The organism is Nostoc sp., from assembly GCF_036917655.1.
Lineage (GTDB): Bacteria > Cyanobacteriota > Cyanobacteriia > Cyanobacteriales > Nostocaceae > Nostoc.
On sequence record NZ_JBALCY010000038.1, the window covers coordinates 1 to 19,577 of the forward strand.

At 40.9% G+C, this 19,577-nt stretch carries 6 protein-coding genes; all 6 read left to right on the plus strand.

Annotated elements, in window-relative coordinates:
• Window positions 1-751 precede the first annotated feature (751 nt).
• Complete coding sequence (locus tag V7K30_RS15290; RefSeq protein ID WP_335000530.1) at window positions 752-5,302, plus strand: two-partner secretion domain-containing protein; 4,551 nt, start codon at window positions 752-754, stop codon at window positions 5,300-5,302.
• A gap of 57 nt (window positions 5,303-5,359) precedes the next feature.
• On the plus strand, window positions 5,360-7,051 hold the full coding sequence (locus tag V7K30_RS15295) for a ShlB/FhaC/HecB family hemolysin secretion/activation protein (protein WP_335000532.1): 1,692 nt from the start codon (window positions 5,360-5,362) through the stop codon (window positions 7,049-7,051).
• Between the two features lie 245 nt (window positions 7,052-7,296).
• Window positions 7,297-7,923 carry a CVNH domain-containing protein gene (locus V7K30_RS15300; protein WP_335000534.1) on the plus strand — a complete coding sequence of 209 codons (627 nt, stop codon included), beginning with the start codon at window positions 7,297-7,299 and terminating at the stop codon, window positions 7,921-7,923.
• A 1,195-nt stretch (window positions 7,924-9,118) separates the two neighbouring features.
• Entirely contained in the window at window positions 9,119-11,512 is a 2,394-nt protein-coding gene (locus V7K30_RS15305) for a caspase family protein (protein ID WP_335000536.1), read from the plus strand.
• Window positions 11,513-11,556: 44 nt separating this feature from the next.
• Window positions 11,557-18,078, plus strand: coding sequence for an nSTAND1 domain-containing NTPase (locus V7K30_RS15310; RefSeq protein ID WP_335000538.1), 6,522 nt, complete (start codon window positions 11,557-11,559; stop codon window positions 18,076-18,078).
• Between the two features lie 276 nt (window positions 18,079-18,354).
• On the plus strand, window positions 18,355-19,485 hold the full coding sequence (locus V7K30_RS15315) for a Tn3 family transposase (protein ID WP_335000540.1): 1,131 nt from the start codon (window positions 18,355-18,357) through the stop codon (window positions 19,483-19,485).
• Window positions 19,486-19,577 lie beyond the last annotated feature (92 nt).

The following is a 19,577-nucleotide window of genomic DNA, read 5'->3' on the forward strand; positions in this document are numbered from 1 at the left end:
CTTCAATATCCTTCAGTATTTCACTCATCTTTTTATGTCAAAAACTTATCATAATGTTCTTCTACCACAGAATATTACTATTTTGGAGATGTCTATAGGAGGATACCATAGGTTCCAACGAAGATTTTGTCCGAAGTTTTAACTCCATTCCGATCTGAAGTTGCACATTTTGGCAATGGTAGGTGCCTAATTGTGCAATCAGTATTGCTTTGTTTTACCATTAACTTAGCACAACAGGTGAATGCCTAATTTCAGTTCAAGATATATTGTATAAATTAAGCAAGCAGTTACTCAATGCAGTGACGGCTTCAAAGGAAGTCATGATTTACCAGTGATTGATAGCATTAGCTCAAATAATTTTTGATTTTTGACTTCGAGGGAAGCGGCACTCAGTTTCTCTTTCCCAAAATAAAAATCTTATAAATGATACGTATAAATAAAATTGTTATATGAGGCCGATTATAGTTAAGATTTTGACAGCCTCTAACATAATAAGTAGGTCGGCGTCAAGAATTATCATTGGGATAAGGCAGTTATTGCAGGGGCAGGGGGAAAAAGGACTTGAGCCTTGTTTACTTTTATTCACATAGTTTGGTTTTCTTGTGCCAGCTTACTTATCCTAATTAATTTAAATAAGTCGGCGTCAAAAAACCCAACGCCATAAAGAAAAGTAAATACGAAAAATACATCTACAGAGGTGATTGAGAGATGGGCGCGTAGAGGTTTGCAAAAATGTTAAGAAAACTACCTTATGATTCTTAAAAGCTGGTTTGGTCGAGGTTTGGCGTGGAAGATTGGGGGTTGTGTCGCTTTAGTAGCGGTACTCTCAATAGGAGTAAGTGATCGCGTTTTGGCTCAAATCGTGCCTGACAATACGCTGGGTGCTGAAGGTTCTGTTGTTACACCCAATGTGAGTATACAGGGAATTCCTAGCGATCGCATTGATGGGGGGGCAACTCGAGGCGCTAACCTCTTCCACAGTTTTCAGGACTTTAATGTGGGGGAAGGCAGGGGAGCTTATTTTGCTAATCCCACTGGAATTGAGAACATCTTAACTCGCGTCACGGGCAGCAATGCCTCTAACATTTTGGGCAGGTTAGGGATTTTGGGTGGGGCGAATTTATTTTTGCTTAATCCGAACGGGATTATATTTGGTGCAAATGCCAGTTTAGATATTAAGGGGTCATTTGTTGCGACGACAGCCAATCGCGTACAGTTGGGTGATAGTGGATATTTCAGTGCCGTAGAACCCCAAAGGAGTAGTTTACTTTCTGTGACTCCGGGAGCACTGTTTTTTAGTCAGGTTGCCAATCAACCGATGACGATTATTAATCAAGGGAATTTATCAACAGGGAAACATCTTACTCTATCGGCTGGCAATCTAGACTTGCAGGGGCAGCTATTCTCTGGGGGAGATTTAACGTTACAGGCGCAGGATACGGTGAAAGTGCGCGATAGTGCTGCGATTCCTTTCATTGCCTCTGCTGGGGGAAATCTGCTGGTTCAGGGGAATCACAGGGTAGATATCTTTGCCTTAAGTGATCCAGAAAGCGGTTTGTTTTCTGGTGGGGATATGGTGTTGCGAAGTAGTAACACGGTGGGAGGCGATGCCCACTACTGGAGTGGGGGTAATTTTCGGATAGAAAAGCTAGATGGGAGTTTGGGAGATTTGTTTAGTCCCCATGACCCAATTTTTCGAGCTAGAGGAGATGTGTTTATCAATACCTATCAAGGAGCCTCCTTACATATTTTTGCTGGGGGTAAGGTAGAGATTCCTGGCTATGTCTGGATTCAAGGAGCAGATCCAGAAAACGGTTTAGTAGAGAGAGTAAATTTAGCTGATGGAACTACTGTCTCTATCAATGGCAAGAGTGAACCGACTCTGGATATTCGCGCCGGAGTAAACCAGGCTTTGATTGGTAGTCCAGTTCAAACTGGCACTGGCACTTTGCTTCAGCCGATAAATTTCACTCCTAACCCATCAAGTGCAGATATCAAAATCGGCACAATCTTATTTGCTAATGCCGCTTCCCAACCCTTGGCGGGAAGAGTATTGTTAACAAATCAGTATCAACCCAACTCCTTATTGAGTGGCGACATTCAAGTTACACAGACTTTACAGGGAGAATGGGGAGGAATTTTTATGAATGGGGGAGCCGGAAATCCGTCAGTTTTTATAACCTCTCGCGGCGGTATTACACTTGACGGTACTGTTAAAACCTCTTCAAGTTCTGGCGATGGGGGCGCGATTAGCTTAACTGCTGCCCATGACATTAATATCACTGGCGATTTGGACTCTCGCTCGTACCCTCTTTCTGGCAATGCGGGACAGGGGGGCGCGATTAGCTTAACTGCTGCCAATGACATTAATATCACTGGCGATTTGGACTCTCTCTCGTACTCTCTTTCTGGCAATGCGGGACAGGGGGGCGCGATTAGCTTAACTGCTGCCAATGACATCAATATCACTGGCGATTTGGACTCTGCCTCGTGGTCTAACTCGTTCTCTAATCCTGGCAATGCGGGTCAGGGGGGTGCGATTAGCTTAACTGCTGCCAATGACATCAATATCACTGGCAATTTGCTCTCTCCCTCGGTCTCTATTGATGTTGGCAATGCAGGTCAGGGGGGCGCAATTAACTTAACTGCTGCCAACGGCAGCATTACCTCTGGCGATTTGTTTTCTTACTCTCACTCTTACCGTGGCAATGCGGGTCAGGGGGGTGCGATTGCCTTAACTGCTGCCAACGGCAGCATTACCTCTGGCGATTTGTTTTCTTACTCGCTCGTCACTTTTCATGGTAATGCGGGTCAAGGGGGTGCGATTGCCTTAACTGCTCCTAATAACATCAATATCACTGGCAATTTGCTCTCTTCCTCGGTCTCTTTTGATGGTAATACGGGTCACGGGGGCGCGATTTCCCTGCGAACCACAAGTGGAGATATTTCCGGGATAGGAAATCAGTCTACAGTCCTTAGCTCCTCTTCTATCTCTAAACAAGGAACCGCAGGAAATGGCGGGAACGTTGCCCTAAAAGCTAAAAACAACGTCAGCAATCTAGAAATCTTAACTCTATCTTCTGACTCACAATCTGGAACAGTTCAGATAACAGGTTTGGGTGACTTGTGGCTGACAAATACCAACATTCTGACGAGCAAGCAGGTAAATATACTCTTTTTGGTCTTCTCTACCACCTTGAAAGTGGATGGAAAAGGTCAATCAGGCAATGTTGATGTCAGCAGCTTAGGCAATCTCACATTTAACAACAGTTCCACTCAAAGTGACACAAAAGGCAGCAATAGCGCTGGGGATGTAACCGTAAGCAGCCCAGGTTTAGTCACATTCAATAATAGTTTTATTAGAAGTAATACTAGCAACACAGGTGCAGCAGGCAGTATTGGTATCGAAGCAGGTCAAGGAATTACGCTCATCGGTTCTGCTAGTGAACTATCTGCCAAAACCACTAACCAAGGCAAAGCTGGAGATATTACCCTAACCACCCCTCAATTAACCCTGCAAAACGAGGCCAACATCGCCACCACCACAGCAAGTTCTAGCCCTGCCGGAAATATTACCCTGCAATCCCACCCCAACACAGAAAACCTCAATATTAACCTGGCACCGGGAACGTCTATTTCTGCCTCCACTTCTAACAAAGGAACCGGCGGGAATATAGAAATAAAGGCTCCCAATGCCATCACGATTCAGGGACAAAGCACCATTAACACAGAAACCACAGGCAATGGGAATGCTGGCAAAATTAAAGTTAACAGCAGAAATTTAGACATCCAACAAACCGAACTTTCCACCTCAACCACAGGCAGTGGGAATGCGGGAGACATTACCCTCGACACGTCCACCTTAACCGTTGCCAGGGGAGCGAAAGTTTTTGCCAGAACGAATGGTCGTGGCAATAGCGGCACAATTACAGCCAATGCCTCCACTGGCATGAATCTTGGCATTGGTGTGGAGGATTTTTCCCCGGTTATATCTGTCGAAACCAGCAGCGCAGGCCAACCCGGAAGCATTATTATCAATACCCCCAGCTTAACCCTCTCCAACACCGCCCGCATCACTGCCACCGCCACCAATACTGCCACCAATCCACTTGGGCGTGGTAGCATCACCTTAAATGCATCCACTATGGATTTAGCCGGAGTCGTGGGCGTCTTTGCCGAAACTCAAGGACAAACTCCCGCCGGAACCTTAACCCTAAAACCCTATGAGAATCAATCCACCCTCAACCTCACCTTAGCTCCCCAATCTTTAGTGTCTGCGTCCACAACTGGAAGTGGTAAAGGAGGAAACCTGATAGTACAAGCACCAGAAGCCATAACCATTCGCGGCAAGGGTCAACTTGCAGTTAAAACCACAGGTGACGGTGCTGCCGGAAACTTGACGATTGACACACAACGACTAACCCTTTCTGATGGCGCTACGGTATCGGCCTCTACCTTCTCCTCTAATCCTGATGGGGTAGGTGGCAATATTACAGTAAATGCGGCACAATCTTTAGACTTGAGCAATGGGGCGAGTTTGCTTGCCCAATCAAATGGTGCTGCTTCTGCTGGTAACATCACGATTAAGACCGGAAACTTAACAGCCAGAAATGGCACGATCGCAACTTCCTCCAACGAATCTTCTGGGGGAGGTATCACTATCAACGCTTCTGACATCCACCTCTTTGATAACAGCGATATCAGAACCAATGTCGCCTCTGGTGCAGGCGGTGGCGGTAACATTAAGCTAACAGCTAACTCAATTATCGCTTTTGGCGACAGCGACATCCTCGCTTATGCTGATCGTAATGATGGCGGCAAAGGGGGAAATATCACCCTCGACACCAGAGCTTTCTTCGGCGAAAACTACAGCCCTGCATCTTCTCGTAACGATCCCCCAAGTACCCTTGATGACAATAACCGAGTAGACGTGAATGCTACTGGTGCTATCAATGGAGTCATCACCCTACCCGATGTCAGCTTCATCCAAAACAGCCTCACCGAGTTACCCGAAAATCAGATTAACACCGACAGCCTCCTGGCAAATAGCTGCATTGTCCGCCGCAATCAACCAACGAAGGGAACCTTCACCATCACAGGTACTGGTGGCTTACCGCAGCGCCCCGGAGATGCTCAAATGTCCAGCTTTCCCACAGTAGATGTGAAAACTTTACCCAGTGACAGCACACTCTCAAATACCAACCCAAATCCTTCTTGGCAAAAAAGTGACCCCATTGTAGAACCCCAAGGGGTATATCGACTACCAAATGGGAAACTCGTATTGAGTCGAGAATGTTCTTAATTCAATAATATGAGTATGTATCCAATCAATAGGTGGGTTGTCATTTTAAGCTCTTGCATGGCAACCTCAGCTTGCTTTGGGCTCAGTGCAGTGGCTCAGTCTCCACCGCCACCAGGCGTCACTATTCCCCCAAGCGCACCTAATGCGGTTGAGCAAACGATTCCCAAACCCTCTGAATCCCCCCGTCCTCTCCCTGGTGAAACGCCTACATTACCACCAAAAGTTAAACTGCAAACTCCCCCAACCCAAGATTCACCTGAAGTTACTTCCCCATCAAGCGATCGCTTCTTCATTAAAAAAGTGAAAGTGCTGGGAAATACCGTTTTGGATGACGAAATTGCCACCTTAACCCAGCCCTACGAGAACCGCTCAGTCACCTTTGAAGAGTTGCTCGGCCTGCGCTCGGCAATTATTAAACTCTACATTAAAAACGGCTACATCACCTCTGGAGCCTTCTTACCCAACAATCAAGATCTCAGCACTGGTATAGTCAAAATTCGAGTCGTAGAGGGCAAACTCGAGCAGATTGAAATCGGTGGGTTAAGGCGATTGCGTGAAGGATACGTGCGATCGCGCCTCCAACGTGCCACGTCTACTCCCTTAAAGCAGCGACGCCTAAAAGAAGCCTTGCAACTCTTGCAACTCGATCCGCTCATCGAGCAGGTAAATGCCGAGTTAGCGGCAGGCAACACTCCTGGGAGTAATATCTTACGGGTCAGTCTCAAAGAAGCACCTGCCTTTCATACTGCCTTCACCATAGATAACAACCAATCTCCCAGCATTGGTTCCATCCAAGGCAGCATAGAAGTCAGCCATGAAAACCTGTTAGGATTTGGCGATCGCCTCAGTGCCAGATACGGTCATACTGAGGGACTTGACCTTTACGACATCAATTATACCATCCCTGTCAATGCTCGCAATGGTACTCTTAACTTGCGCTATAACAATGGCGATAGCCGCATTATTGAAGAAGATTTCCGGAATATAGGTATCAGAAGTGAGGCTCAAACCTATTCCCTTGGTTTCCGTCAGCCAATCACAAGAACACCAACCAGTGAATTTGCATTCGGCTTATCCTTAGACCTGCGTCGCAGCCAAACGTATATACTCAACGACACTCCCTATTCCTTCACAGAAGGTGCGGAACATGGGGAAAGCAAAGCTACAGTGATTCGGTTTTCTCAAGATTGGGTGAATCGCGGCACCAGACGAGTCTTAGCGGCCCGGTCTCAATTCAGTCTAGGGATAGATGCGTTTGATGCAACCATCAATGACACAGGTACTGACGCGCGATTCTTTTCCTGGTTGGGACAATTTCAGTGGGTACAGCAGTTGTCACCCAGAAATCTGCTAGTAGCGCGAATTGATGCCCAGCTAACCCCAGATTCTTTACTATCTTTGGAACGCTTCAGTATAGGTGGAGTCGATACAGTTCGAGGCTACCGACAAAACCAACTTGTTGCCGACAATGGCATCCTGGGTTCAGTCGAGGTTCGCGTTCCACTCACATCAGACCCCAAAGTACTACAGTTAGTGCCTTTTTTTGAAATCGGTACGGTCTGGAATAATCGAGAAATTGACCCCGACCCGGCGACAATTGCTAGTTTAGGACTGGGTTCGCGCTGGCTGATTATCCCCGATTTATCGTTGCACCTAGACTATGGCATTCCCTTAATTTCAGTTGGCGATCGGGGCAACTCGTTGCAAGAAAACGGTCTCTACTTTTCAGTACGGTATCAGCCGTTTTAAAATGCTTCAAATATTTTTGAGACTTAGGGGGAAAAATCCGAGAATGATTGCACAAAACTGTAATCAATATTGCTTTATTGTGCTATCGACTCATCATGGCTTAAGCAATCAACTTTGCACAAGCACCCAATGCATTATCTAATAGCTTGTTTTATTGTATTTATCAAGCAGGCAAAAACACTGCTCTTTGAAGAAAACAAGCTTACCTTCAGTTTAAACACAATCTGAAATTCCGGAGAGAAACAATGTCTAACATCAACAACCAAATCTTAGGAGAAATACAGATCACAACAAATACAACCAAGACAACAACGGATCGCGAACAATTTTCCCCTGAGTTGTTGAAGACGCACCAAAAGACTGAACCACAACGCTTTATTCCCATACGAAGGAGATCGAATATGTTGGAAAAACTCAGCCGAATTGCGACAGTTATTATTGGTTTACCTCTCGTACTTTCAGGGTCATTTCTTCTGAAACCTAATGCGGCACTAGCAGGAGGAGGCTTTGCCCAGTCCTGTAATTCTTTGATATTGTACAAGAATTCTCCGGGTATGTTATACGGGAACTGTCGCCGCGCGGATGGAACTTGGAATAATCAGGCACGTATCCAACTAAATGATTACATCACAAATAACAATGGCACGCTGGGATGGCAACCAAACGGTAATTTTCTGGGCAGTTGCGATTGGGACACCGACGCACAGGCCGGCTCCGGTTCATTTCCTACTGGGCTTAATCAACAATTTCCTAATTTTATCGGATTCCATACATCCTGTAAAGATAACGGAGGAGCAAAAAACATAACGCCTGACATTAATTTAAACGACCGTATTATCAACGACAATGGAGATTTGAAATATGGCGGTTGACGGACTCAAGAGCGTCAATTGCTTATACCATTTATTTGTGAGGCTGCGCCAAAGTAAAGATTGTAAGCCTTTCCCTAATTCAGTACTCCACTTAAGTCTGTCAACAGAATCGAGAGAAATCATCAGTTTGCTTTTATCATTCTTACTCACATTGTAATCTCCCAGTTGACTAAAAATGGCTTGGTGACTACTATGAGTTTAAAGTTCATCAAAAGCAGTGAGAATATGAACCCTAAGATTTTGCAAACAGTAGTTAATGCTGCTGTTCTTAGTTGGGCTGGGAGCAACGTGAAAAAGTGAGATCGGGGTTTAATTCTCAGTTACATAGCTAGATTCTCAATAAAAACAGCTATTTCGCTGCGATCGCACTATTAAACAGACGATTTATACCCCTAATTTTTAGCACCTCACAAAATCGCATTGCTCCCGTTGGGCTTCAGCAGTGTTTTACTAGGGGAAATGAAAAATAACCCTAGTAAAAACCGCCGACGCAAGGGCGAGGGGAACGGCTCTATTTACTGGCGGATATTGATGAAAAAATCGGTTAACTGGAAAAACGCCCAAACTCTTGCTATTAAAGGATTCTTATACTTTAGATGCATTTGCCCTGATTTTAGCTACTATCGTAAATTTACTGATTAACAATTCAAAATTAAAAATTCAAAATTAAAGACAATTTCAGACAGGGATTTAAACCCTGACTGAAATTGAAGCTACGTGTAGACATAGGGGTCTTAAACCCTTCGATTTCCGATACAGCACTTCCGCCTGCTATGAGGTACGCACACAGTCTCAAAAGTTAGGATAGGAAAGGGATATGGGGAAAATTGTGCTTCATAATAGCCGGAAGTGCTGTAATGCTAATGATCAATCTGTAATCATGTTCTGTGCATTTGTAGCTTTACATAGGTACTACTTAGAATAACCGCTATGTATATAAGTATTTCAGACAATCTCAAGAAGCAGTTTCATAAAGCTTGCGCTATCAATTGCCTGATGAGCTTCGTACAAGAATCTTAGCAGATGCGTGTGTACTCTTAGTTCTGGCATTTAGAACCTGACCAACTAGACGAAACATTTGACTTTTGTTGGGTGAATTGGTGACTTTTCACAGTTCACAATCAGGCTTTCAGACTTCACCCAACCATTGGTGAGTTAACGATACAAAACTGACTTGGAATTTGAGAGTAAATTTATGGCTAGTAATATCTACGCACTTGTTGTTGGTATTGATAAATATCTAAGTCCTGGAAATAACCTGACTGGATGCGTGAATGATATCGAAGCAGTCGAAAAATTTCTAAAAAATCGTTTAAAGTATAATTCTCACATTGAAAAGCTTATTGATAAGCAGGCAACTCGACAGAATGTGATTGAGAAGTTTGAGAATCATCTTTGCCAAGCAGGTAAACATGATGTAGTTCTATTCTACTTCTGCGGTCATGGTTCACAAGAACTGGCAGCGCCGGAATTCGATCTTTTGGAGTATGATAAGGAACCAGGTAAAAAGAAGCTTGAGACAATTGTGTGCTATGACAGCCGTACTCTAGGTGAGGATGGTACTGAAATCCGAGATTTAGCCGACAAAGAGTTGCGATATCTGATTGCCAAAGTGGCGAAAAAAGAACCGCACATTCTTGTTGTGTTCGATTGCTGTCATTCCAGTTCTGGCACCAGAGACACAGACCGAAAGGAAGGGATTCGCCGAATAGATAGCCGTCCGCCGAGGGCGTATGATAAGTTTTGTTTTGCTCACGATCCTCAAACCAAACAAGACCTCGAAAACCGGAAATTTCCTGAAGGGAAACATGTCTTCATTTCCGCTTGCCTCTATACAGAGACAGCGCAAGAACTTAGCGATCCAGAGGGCAATAAGCGAGGAATTTTTTCTTACTTTTTCCTTAAAGAGTTAAACAGCCTCAATGCAACACTGTCCTACAATGATTTGCTCCGTGAGGTCAGTAGTCGCGTTCATGGTTACAGGAGGGTTCAAACACCCCAAATTGAACCCATTGGTATGACATCTGAGGAGTTAAATAAGATGTCATTTTTGGGGGATAAAGAGGTGATTAAACCCCGCGATCCCTATTTTATTCTTTCTCGTCGGCATAGAGACGTTAACGACGTTAACAACGAAAAGCAGCTAATTCAGGAATCAGAGTGGGTTATTAATGGTGGTGCTTTTCTGCATCTACAAAAAGATAGTAAACTCGCCGTTTATCGGGAGCATAGCACTGCCGACGAGATGAAAAATGACAAAAACAAACTCGGTGAAATTAAAATCACAACTGTTCGCGTAACAGAAAGTGTGGTAGCATTCACCTCAAAACCTGAGCCTAAAGGTTCTATATTAAACTTTTACGCAGTTTTAACTGAACGACAGCTACCCAGTGTTAGCTTTTACCTGGAAGGCGATGATGAAGTATTAGAGCAAGTAAAAGCATTGCTTAAGGATTCTCCCTTTGTAGGCATAGAAGGCGATCGCAATAAAACTCACTATTGCCTATATGCAGATAACCAGCAGTTTAGAATCACTGATGCCAGTGATCACCTATTGGTGGAGCCAATCAAAGGCTATGACGTGAATTTAGCAGTGAAACAGGTGGAACACATCGCCCGTTGGAGAAAAACACGGGATATGGAAAACCCCAGCACAAATATTCCTAAAAATGCGATCGAGATTGAAATTTTCCACAATGGAGAAAAGTTGGAAGATTCTCATCCACGTCTAAAGTACCAGTACAAAGATGATGGTACTTGGCAGCTACCCACAATTCAACTGAAGCTCAAAAATACTTTTCAGCGAAGTCTTTATTGTACCATTCTTGACATTGCAGATGATTACTCCGTAAGCTTACCTCCAATCTTACCAGAGGGAGGTGATAGGAGTTGGATTAAACTTGAACCAGGGCAAGAATACTGGGCATCACCCGAAGAATCGGATGGGCATGAACCTCAAGACATTCCTTTAGAAATACCTCAAGAGGTTGTGGATCAAGGCGTAACTGAATATCAGGACTTATTCAAGCTGGTTGCGAGTACCAGGCAATTTAATAGATCGGATTTTTTACAAGGTAGTTTGTTGATCCCACAGCCACCGGATCGGCAAGTTGCTGTTCCGCAAAAACTTCCTAATGATGACTGGATAACGACGCAATTTAGCTTCACTTACGTGCGCCCGAAAGATAGTGTAAAACTAACACCAGAAGTAGAAAAAGAGATATCCTCTGGGGTCACGATTAAGGCACCGTCTGGGCTGTCGGCAAGTGCGCGCTTCAAGACAACTAAAGTTGCAACCAGAAGTATGAGCAGCAATGTCTTGCCACCTCTTTTAGAGAAAACTGAGGCGTTTCAGTTCACAACAACAAGTCGAAGTCTTGAACAAGGATTAGATGTGCTGGAGTTGGAGGTAGATACATCAACGATCAATGCCGTCAAACCAGACTCACCAATGATTATCTCAGTAGATCGCCCCTTGCAGCCGAACGAACAGATTCTTGCTCTGGCTCACGATGGTCAGTTTTACTTTCCGTTAGGAATCGGGCAGGCAAAAAACGACAAGACTGAGATTAAGATTGAATATCTCTGAACCTATCCCACTATTCAAAAAACCCCTACTTCTTTTCGTAAAATGTGCTTGAAAACCTTGATTTTTCGTTTTCGGTTCTCAATAAGCTTAAGCTTTGTAGCACAAATATTATTAGTGGGATAGGTTCCTGCGACCCTCAAGGGCTGAATTCCGATGAACGCGAGATTGGTCAAGCTATCCAGCTCTGTTTTCGCAAAGTTGTGTTAGATAATCTGGGTCGCAAGTCTTCTTATGCTTGGCTGAGAAAAGCAACTGTAAATGGGGACGGCACGGTTAGCTACACCGACAAAGAAGATATTGACACGGTTAAAGCAGCCGTTACCAAAGCCAAAAATATCGTTCTCTACATTCACGGTATCATTGGCGACACAGAAAGCATGATTCCGAGCGTGCGCCATGCCAAAGTAAATGTCAAGGAGCAAGTCAAATCTGTAGAGGAATTGTATGACCTGGTATTGGCGTTTGACTACGAAAGTTTAAATACACCCATCGAAGAAACTGCTAAGATACTCAAAAATCAATTAGCTGCGGTCGGACTTACACCAAATCACGGTAAGACGTTGCATATTGTGGCGCACTCGATGGGTGGTTTGGTGTCTCGAAGTTTCATCGAGCAAGGAAACGGTAATGAAGTGGTCAATCATTTAATTATGGTTGGCACTCCTAATGGCGGTTCTCCGTGGGCAACAGTGCATGACTTAGCAACTACCCTCCTATCTTTTGGGTTAAATTTCTCCTACGTCCTATCTTTTGGGCTAACTTTCTCCTATGTGCCGCTTGTGCCTTCGCTAGTGGAGAAGCTGGTTGAGGCGATGAGCGTGACGTTGCGGGAAATGCACTCCACTAAATCTACATTTTTTTCTGAACTCAAAACCTCTTTTAGTTCCAGGTGTCCTTACAGCATCATTGCGGGAAGTACCGCATTAATTAATCAAGCTTCTGATGGAAAACAATTGTTAAATGCGCTGAAGAACAAGTTGCGTCGAGCGATTGAATTTCCCTTTGGAGATGAAGAAAACGATATTGCTGTCGCTGTTAGTAGCATAATTGATGTGCCGCAGGATGGCCTTTCCACTGTTAATATTTTGGATACGATCGCCTGTGACCATCTTTCCTACTTCCGACAAGCGGAAGGATTGGATGCGATCGCTAGTGCAATTAGTCAAGCTTTTGGCTATCCGCCCGAACCCTTACCGCCTAGCCGTTCCTCTTCTCCAGGACTGCGACCAAATCTTTTCTCAGTATCCTCTGGTAAAACTGATACACAGCCGACTGATATAGCTTCAACGAATACATCAAAGGTAACACAAAAACTTGAGCAGAAGGAAAACAATAACCCTAGCTTCCCTCGTTCATCTGTTTCTCCGTCTAAAGAACAATCGGTAAACCAACATTCACAAAAAAGCGTAGCATCATTAACAAAGGAAAGTAAACAAAAATCTCAATACGACTTTAAACGTAGTTTCGCTATTATCATTGGAATTAATTATTGCGATAATAAAGAGGTAGCGACATTAGACAATGCTGTTAAGGATGCAAAAAAAATTAAAGATATCCTTGAAAATCATCCATATAACTATCGTATTCTTTCGTTATTAGAAAAGGATGCTACAAAAACTAAACTTAACAAGCTTCTTGATTTCTTTAAACAGGGAAAAGTTCCTCTTGATATTAAATATTTAGAAGAGGGAAACAAGAATAACCCTAACAATAAAAATGATAATCAAAACTGTCCAACTGTTACAAAAGATGATCGAGTTTTAATTTACTTTGCTGGGCATGGGAAGGGCAAAAGTATATTCGATGAGGCTGATAAACCACCAGGGCTATTAATACCTGAAGATAGTAAAAATGACAAAGAATCTTTAAGAACAGATGAACTGTATGAGGCTTTAATCAAACTTGAATGTCGGCATTTGTTATTGATTTTGGACTGCTGCTATGCTGGTTCATTCCGATGGTCAATTCAAAAAAATCGACAAGTTCAAGACAAAATTAAACCAAATAAACAACTCTATGATAGCTACATCAAATATGACGCCTGGCAAGTTATTACCTCATCTTCTAGTGACGAGACAGCCTTAGATAGTTATGGTTTTAGTGAATTGGCAAAAAGAGAATCAACTGATCAAGGACACTCTCCCTTTGCTCAATTTCTTTTTAATGCGCTAGACCCAAATGAACTAAGCAAAAATTTTGAAACTAAATTCATTACAGCCACAGAAGTTTATTCATTCTTGAGAACAAAACTAAATGAACTAGTAAATCGAGATGAACATAAGCAACAAAATCCTCAAATATTTTTATTTCCTACCAAGCATGATAAAGGAGAATATATATTTCTTGAGTTATCTCAAGAAAACCGAGATAAGCTGGAAGATGCACCAGCACTAAAACCAGATAATAATCCCTACCTAGGCATTAAATCTTATGAAGAAAAACACAGTAACTTGTTTTTTGGCAGAGAACAACTGATAGAAAAACTCTATAAGAAAGTCGATAACAATCCTTTAACTATAGTTACAGGATATTCAGGAATAGGTAAGTCTAGCTTGGTAAAAGCAGGGTTAATTCCCAGATATATAAAGCCATTTAAAGAACAATTGGAATTTAAAAATTCGGATCATCAACCCAGAGAAATGATTGAAAATCTAGAAAAAGAATATCAGATCAAGTTCAATGAATCAAAAAAAAAGGCAGAAGAATTCTCTAAGGTACAACAAGAAGTCGATAAGATAAAACAGAAAATCAATAATATAGAGCAAGAAGTTGATAAGGTAAAACAAGAAGTTAATAGTATAAAACAAGAAACCAATAATGTACAACAAGAAAACTTAGAACAAGAACTCAACGATTTAAGCAAAAAATTAGAAAAATTAGAAAAAAAGTTAAAGAATAAATTGACAGCCTTTCGGAAGCAGTTAGATGAAGACTTAAAAACAGCAAAAAAATTGTGTTATATTAAATTACCTATTGGATCTGATCCTTTTGATTCTTTAAACGAGGAATTAAAAAAAATATGTATTTTTGCTACTCCTGTCCCAAAACTTAATAAAACTCCAGAAAATAAGCTTAATTTAATAAATGGATTACTAGACACGTTCTTGAACTTGTTCATGCGTAAATCTGAGAGATCAAATTCAAATGTAAATGAAGAAGACGAGCTTACTAAAAATATGCAGAAATGGAAAGAAGATTTTGATTCTAAAATATTTGGTGATAAGCGAATATTAATAATTGATCAATTTGAAGAAATAATAAAATTAGCAGAAGATAAACGCAATAAATTTCTTGATAGGTTAGTAGAATTGGTCAATCAACATAGAGAATGGCTACGGATTGTATTGACGATGCCTTCAGACATTAAACACGCATTCCATAACAATTTGATTTATGAATATTTGACAGATGAAAATCAGTTTTTAGTCGAAGAAATGACACGAGAGCAGTTGCGTGAAGCAATTGAAAAACCTGCCCAAATACGAACAATGTTTTTTGAGTACCAACCAGATGGACAAGATTTAGTAAATCAATTGCTTGATGATGTTGGACAAACACCAAGATTACTACCTTTGGTTTCCTATACTTTAGAGGAACTTTACAAAAAACGTATAGAGCAGTTTAAAAAAAATACAAGAAATATTGACAACCCAGATGATCGTAAATTTACCCTAAAAGATTATCAAGATTTAGGCGGAGTTAAAAAATCGCTTGTTAATCGAATAAATTCAGTATATGAGGAGCTAATTGAGTATAAGGAGTTCAACAGTATATATCAAGCTTGGATAAACGAACTATTTCTATTTTTTCTTCTTTGTAGACAGGAGTTAGTTCTAGATTTAGTTTTTATTATTTGTAACTGGCAAATATGTTTTTTCGATCTGGTAGTAAAATCAGATTATCCTAGCTTAATGAGATATGTATTCTTCGAGCTAGGATACTCTAAAGAATCAGAGGAGCATATAGTTACAAGAGAAGACATTCTATCGATAATTTTAGACTTGGAAGATAATGAACAAATTGTCGATCTCAAAATATATATGTATGTAATTAAAACTGTCTGTCTTCCCCAACTAGAAAAGAATGTAAATAATATTAAAATAGCTAAGAAGAATAGTATTACATGGGATAAAACTATCAAGAATGTAATGTTGCGGATGGTAGAGGTACGCCCACCCTCTGAAATTACTCGTAGAAGAGTATATATTTCAAAATTAAATTATCCAGATAACACAGAAAATAAGAGAGTTGAGAAGATACTAGAGAAATTTGAAGAATCTAATTTACTGATAAAACCTTATTCTCAAGATGAAGTCACTTCAAGCTATGTTGAGTTAGCTAATGATATTGTAGTAAAAGAATGGGAAGAACTACAAATATGCATAGCAAGTGAAGAGGAGAAATTAAAGAATCTACGAAGGGAAATAGAATCTGCTGCTGATTCTTGGAACAACAACGAAAAGAATGAAGATTTGCTATGGCACAATAATGCTTTTTATCTTAAGCAGCTAGAAGAAATATACGAATCAGAGAACAATTGGTTGAATCAGTTAGAAAAAGATTTTGTAAAAGCAAGTTTTAAAAAACAAAAAGAAATAGAAGATGAAAAAACAAGGTTGCGAAATAAACTAGGGGAATTACAAAACGAGATAATTAATAAAAGTTTAGATTACAAAATAACTATAGAAACATCCCAGCAAGACATTAAGAGGCTAAACAAGGAACTAGAAGAATCAAATTTATCTAATATAAGTGAAGTAATAAAGTACCAAGAGAAACTCAAGGAACTAGAAAATGAACTAGAAGAATTAAATGTATCTAATACAAATGAAGTAACAAAATACCAAGAAAAACTCAAGGAACTAGAAGAATCAAATTTATCCAATGTCAAAGAAAAACTCAAGGAACCAGAAAATGAACTAGAAGAATCAAATTTATCCGATACCAAAGAGAAACTCAAGGGACTAGAAAATGAACTAGAAGAATCAAATGTATCTAATACAAATGAAGTAACAAAATATCAAGAAAAACTCAAGGAATTAGAAAATGAACTAAAAAAAATAGAGGCAGATAAAAGTACAAAGGAATTAAAAAGCCTAAAAAAGAGGTATATTATTTCATCAGCTATTATTTCATCAGCTATTACAATGACGACTTTGTGGGGTTGTTCGAGAATCTTTCCTAATTTTCAAGGAATTTTTAACTATATTTCATTTACATCCCTGAAGAAGGGTACGAAGGTAAAACCAAAACCGCCAATTCCAGAAATAACAATTCCAGAAATAAATAGGGCAGATATAAGTGAAGGTAAGCAAATCATTACCAATACAGATCCTTTAGCTTGGGTGAAATTAGCTGGAGTGCAGGCGTTCAATGACAATAAAATTGAAAAAGCCGTCACTGATTTAACAAAATATCTAAACAAAAGACCCAATGATCCAGAAGCTTTAATTTACTTAAATAATTACAAAATTACTAAGCTCAAGAAAAAATTCTATACAATTGCGGTATCAGCCCCTATTGCAAGCGATATCAATAGTGCTTTAGAGATGTTACGGGGAGTTGCTCAAGCTCAAGATGAAATTAATAAAAAAGGAGGCATTAATGGCATCCTGTTACAAGTGTTAATCGCTGATGATAATGACGACAAGGATATTGCCGAAAAATTGGTAAAAAATTCTCATGTGCTAGGAGTTGTAGGACATTTCTCCAGCGATGTTACCTTAGAGACAGAGAAAATTTATAACGCCGGGAAACTGGTAGCAATTTTCCCTATCAGTACCTCCACTAAGTTACCAGATTTCGGTAACTACATCTTTCGCACTGCCCCCAATGATTCCGAAGTAGCAAAGTCATTAGTAGGCCATATGCGATCAAATTTAGGGAAGAATGCTGCGGTTTTTTATAACTCTAAAAGTGCCTCTAGCAAATCTCTCAAGTTAGAGTTTGAGAAGTTCCTTAGTAAAGAAGGAGGACAGGTATCAAGCGTATTTGACTTATCTGATGCCAATTTTAATGCGGATAATAGTACAGAACAGTCTATTAAGAGTGGCGCTGAAGTTTTAGTATTATTACCCAATACTGGAAAACTAGATGATACCCTTCAAGTAGTGAAAGCTAATAATAAGCGACTTCCCCTTTTGGGTGGAGACGATGTTTATACACCTAAAGTTTTGGAAGAAGGTGCAAATGAGGCAGTTAGTATGGTTGTTGCAGTTCCTTGGCATATTTTAGCCTCAAAAACCGATTTTCCAAAGACATCTTATGATCTTTGGGGCGCATCTGTTAACTGGAGAACTGCGATGTCTTATAATGCTACCGTAGCTCTAATTGAAGGACTGAAAAATATCTCTACACCTCCCACTCGTGAAAGATTAGCTCAAATTCTTCGCTCACCAGATTTTACAGCTATGGGTGCAACAGGCGAGGTTAAGTTTGATGCAAAGGGCGATCGCAATCAGGGAATCCAACTTGTCAAGATTCAAGCTAATCCCAAATCTCGCTCTAAATCTGGCTATGATTTTTGTCCAGTTCCTTCTTCCTTCTCACACGCGACCTTCTGCTGATACGTTGAAGAAGCCCGGATGACCCACCAATCAGCATCAGTACAGCCGACTTCACCTAGTTTTACGTCGTTGTGGTAAATCCCATCATCTAGAATTTCAAAGCCGTACTTTTCGCATTCGTTAAAAATATGCGCCATGATTCGGTTTTCGGTGACGCAAGGTCCTTCAAGCAATTCGCAATTCGCAGTTCGCAATGGGCTTCGCCCCGCTACGCTAACGCAATTGTGAAGATAATTAGTAGAGGCACAGGTTAACACCCGTGATTATCTTGTTGATATGTTTATTAAACGTATCAACAAGATTCAAAATAATGCTAAACAGCGATTGCAGGAATTACGCGACAAACATTTAACTGAAACATCAGAGTTATTGGCTACCTTTGGGCAAGTATTAAAAGCATCTACAAAAGCCAAAGAAACTCAGGATAATGCTGTTTTTGGAGAACAGGTGCAATCAATTTTGGATGAACATGGTGGTACAGAATTGCTGTTGCAAAAGTTGGATGAGATTGCGGTGTATAACACCAACAACCATTTACCGTTGATGTGGCGGTTTTATTCTGCCAATCGGAAAGCACTTTTTAGTTTGGTACGTTCTCTAGATATTCTCTCTACTTCTGCTGATGAGTCAGTAATTGAAGCATTAAAGTTCGTGTTAGAGAATCAACACAAACGCGCCAAGTATTTGCCTTTTGAGATTGATTTAGATTTTATTAGTAGTAACTGGCGTGCGCTAGTTGTAGAAGAAATTGATGGAACTGAGATTTTGGTTCGTCAGCAGTTAGAAATTTGTATCTTTTCAAATCTAGCGACTGAATTTAAAACAGGAGATGCCTGTGTTGTGGGTTCATCAAGTTATGCCGATTTCCGCGAACAATTATTGAGTCATGCTGAATGCGAACCTTTGATAGAAGAATACTGTCGCTTACTTGAATTTCCTGCTAACCCGAATGACTTTGTTAAACATCTACAAGATAAATTAGCGCAGGTAGCTTCCTCTGTAGATAAGATTTGTGCGGTTGATAAACAATTCACTATCAATAAAGATGGAGAACCTGTACTTAAAAGAATTCCATCGCTACCTCAAACGGATGAAGTGGAAGAATTAGAATCAAAAATTCGGGCTTTGATGCCGGAGCGTAGTATCTTAGAAATCCTTTGTAATGTTGAGCATTGGTTGAACTGGACAAGGCATTTTGGTCTATTTTCAGGAAGCGAACCAAAAATATCTGATCCTGCTGAACGTTATATTTTTACTACGTTTAGCTATGGCTGTAATCTTGGCCCCAATCAGATGGCGCGTCATTCGCAAGGTGCAGTGACAAGTTACATGATTTCTTATACAAACCGTCGCCATATTAGTGCTGCCAAAATTGAAGCTGCAATTCGGGATATTATCAATACGTAGGGCTTGCTGAAAAAGTCGTATTTAAGCCAGATCAAGAATCAGTTAACAATGCTTGTAAGTGAAAACATAATTCATTATATGAACCAATTTGA

Coding starts and splice junctions, on each gene's coding strand:
- V7K30_RS15290 (WP_335000530.1), top strand. CDS start 752: ATGATTCTTAAAAGCTGGTTTGGTCGAGGTTTGGCGTGGAAGATTGGG.
- V7K30_RS15295 (WP_335000532.1), top strand. CDS start 5,360: ATGGCAACCTCAGCTTGCTTTGGGCTCAGTGCAGTGGCTCAGTCTCCA.
- V7K30_RS15300 (WP_335000534.1), top strand. CDS start 7,297: ATGTCTAACATCAACAACCAAATCTTAGGAGAAATACAGATCACAACA.
- V7K30_RS15305 (WP_335000536.1), top strand. CDS start 9,119: ATGGCTAGTAATATCTACGCACTTGTTGTTGGTATTGATAAATATCTA.
- V7K30_RS15315 (WP_335000540.1), top strand. CDS start 18,355: ATGTTTATTAAACGTATCAACAAGATTCAAAATAATGCTAAACAGCGA.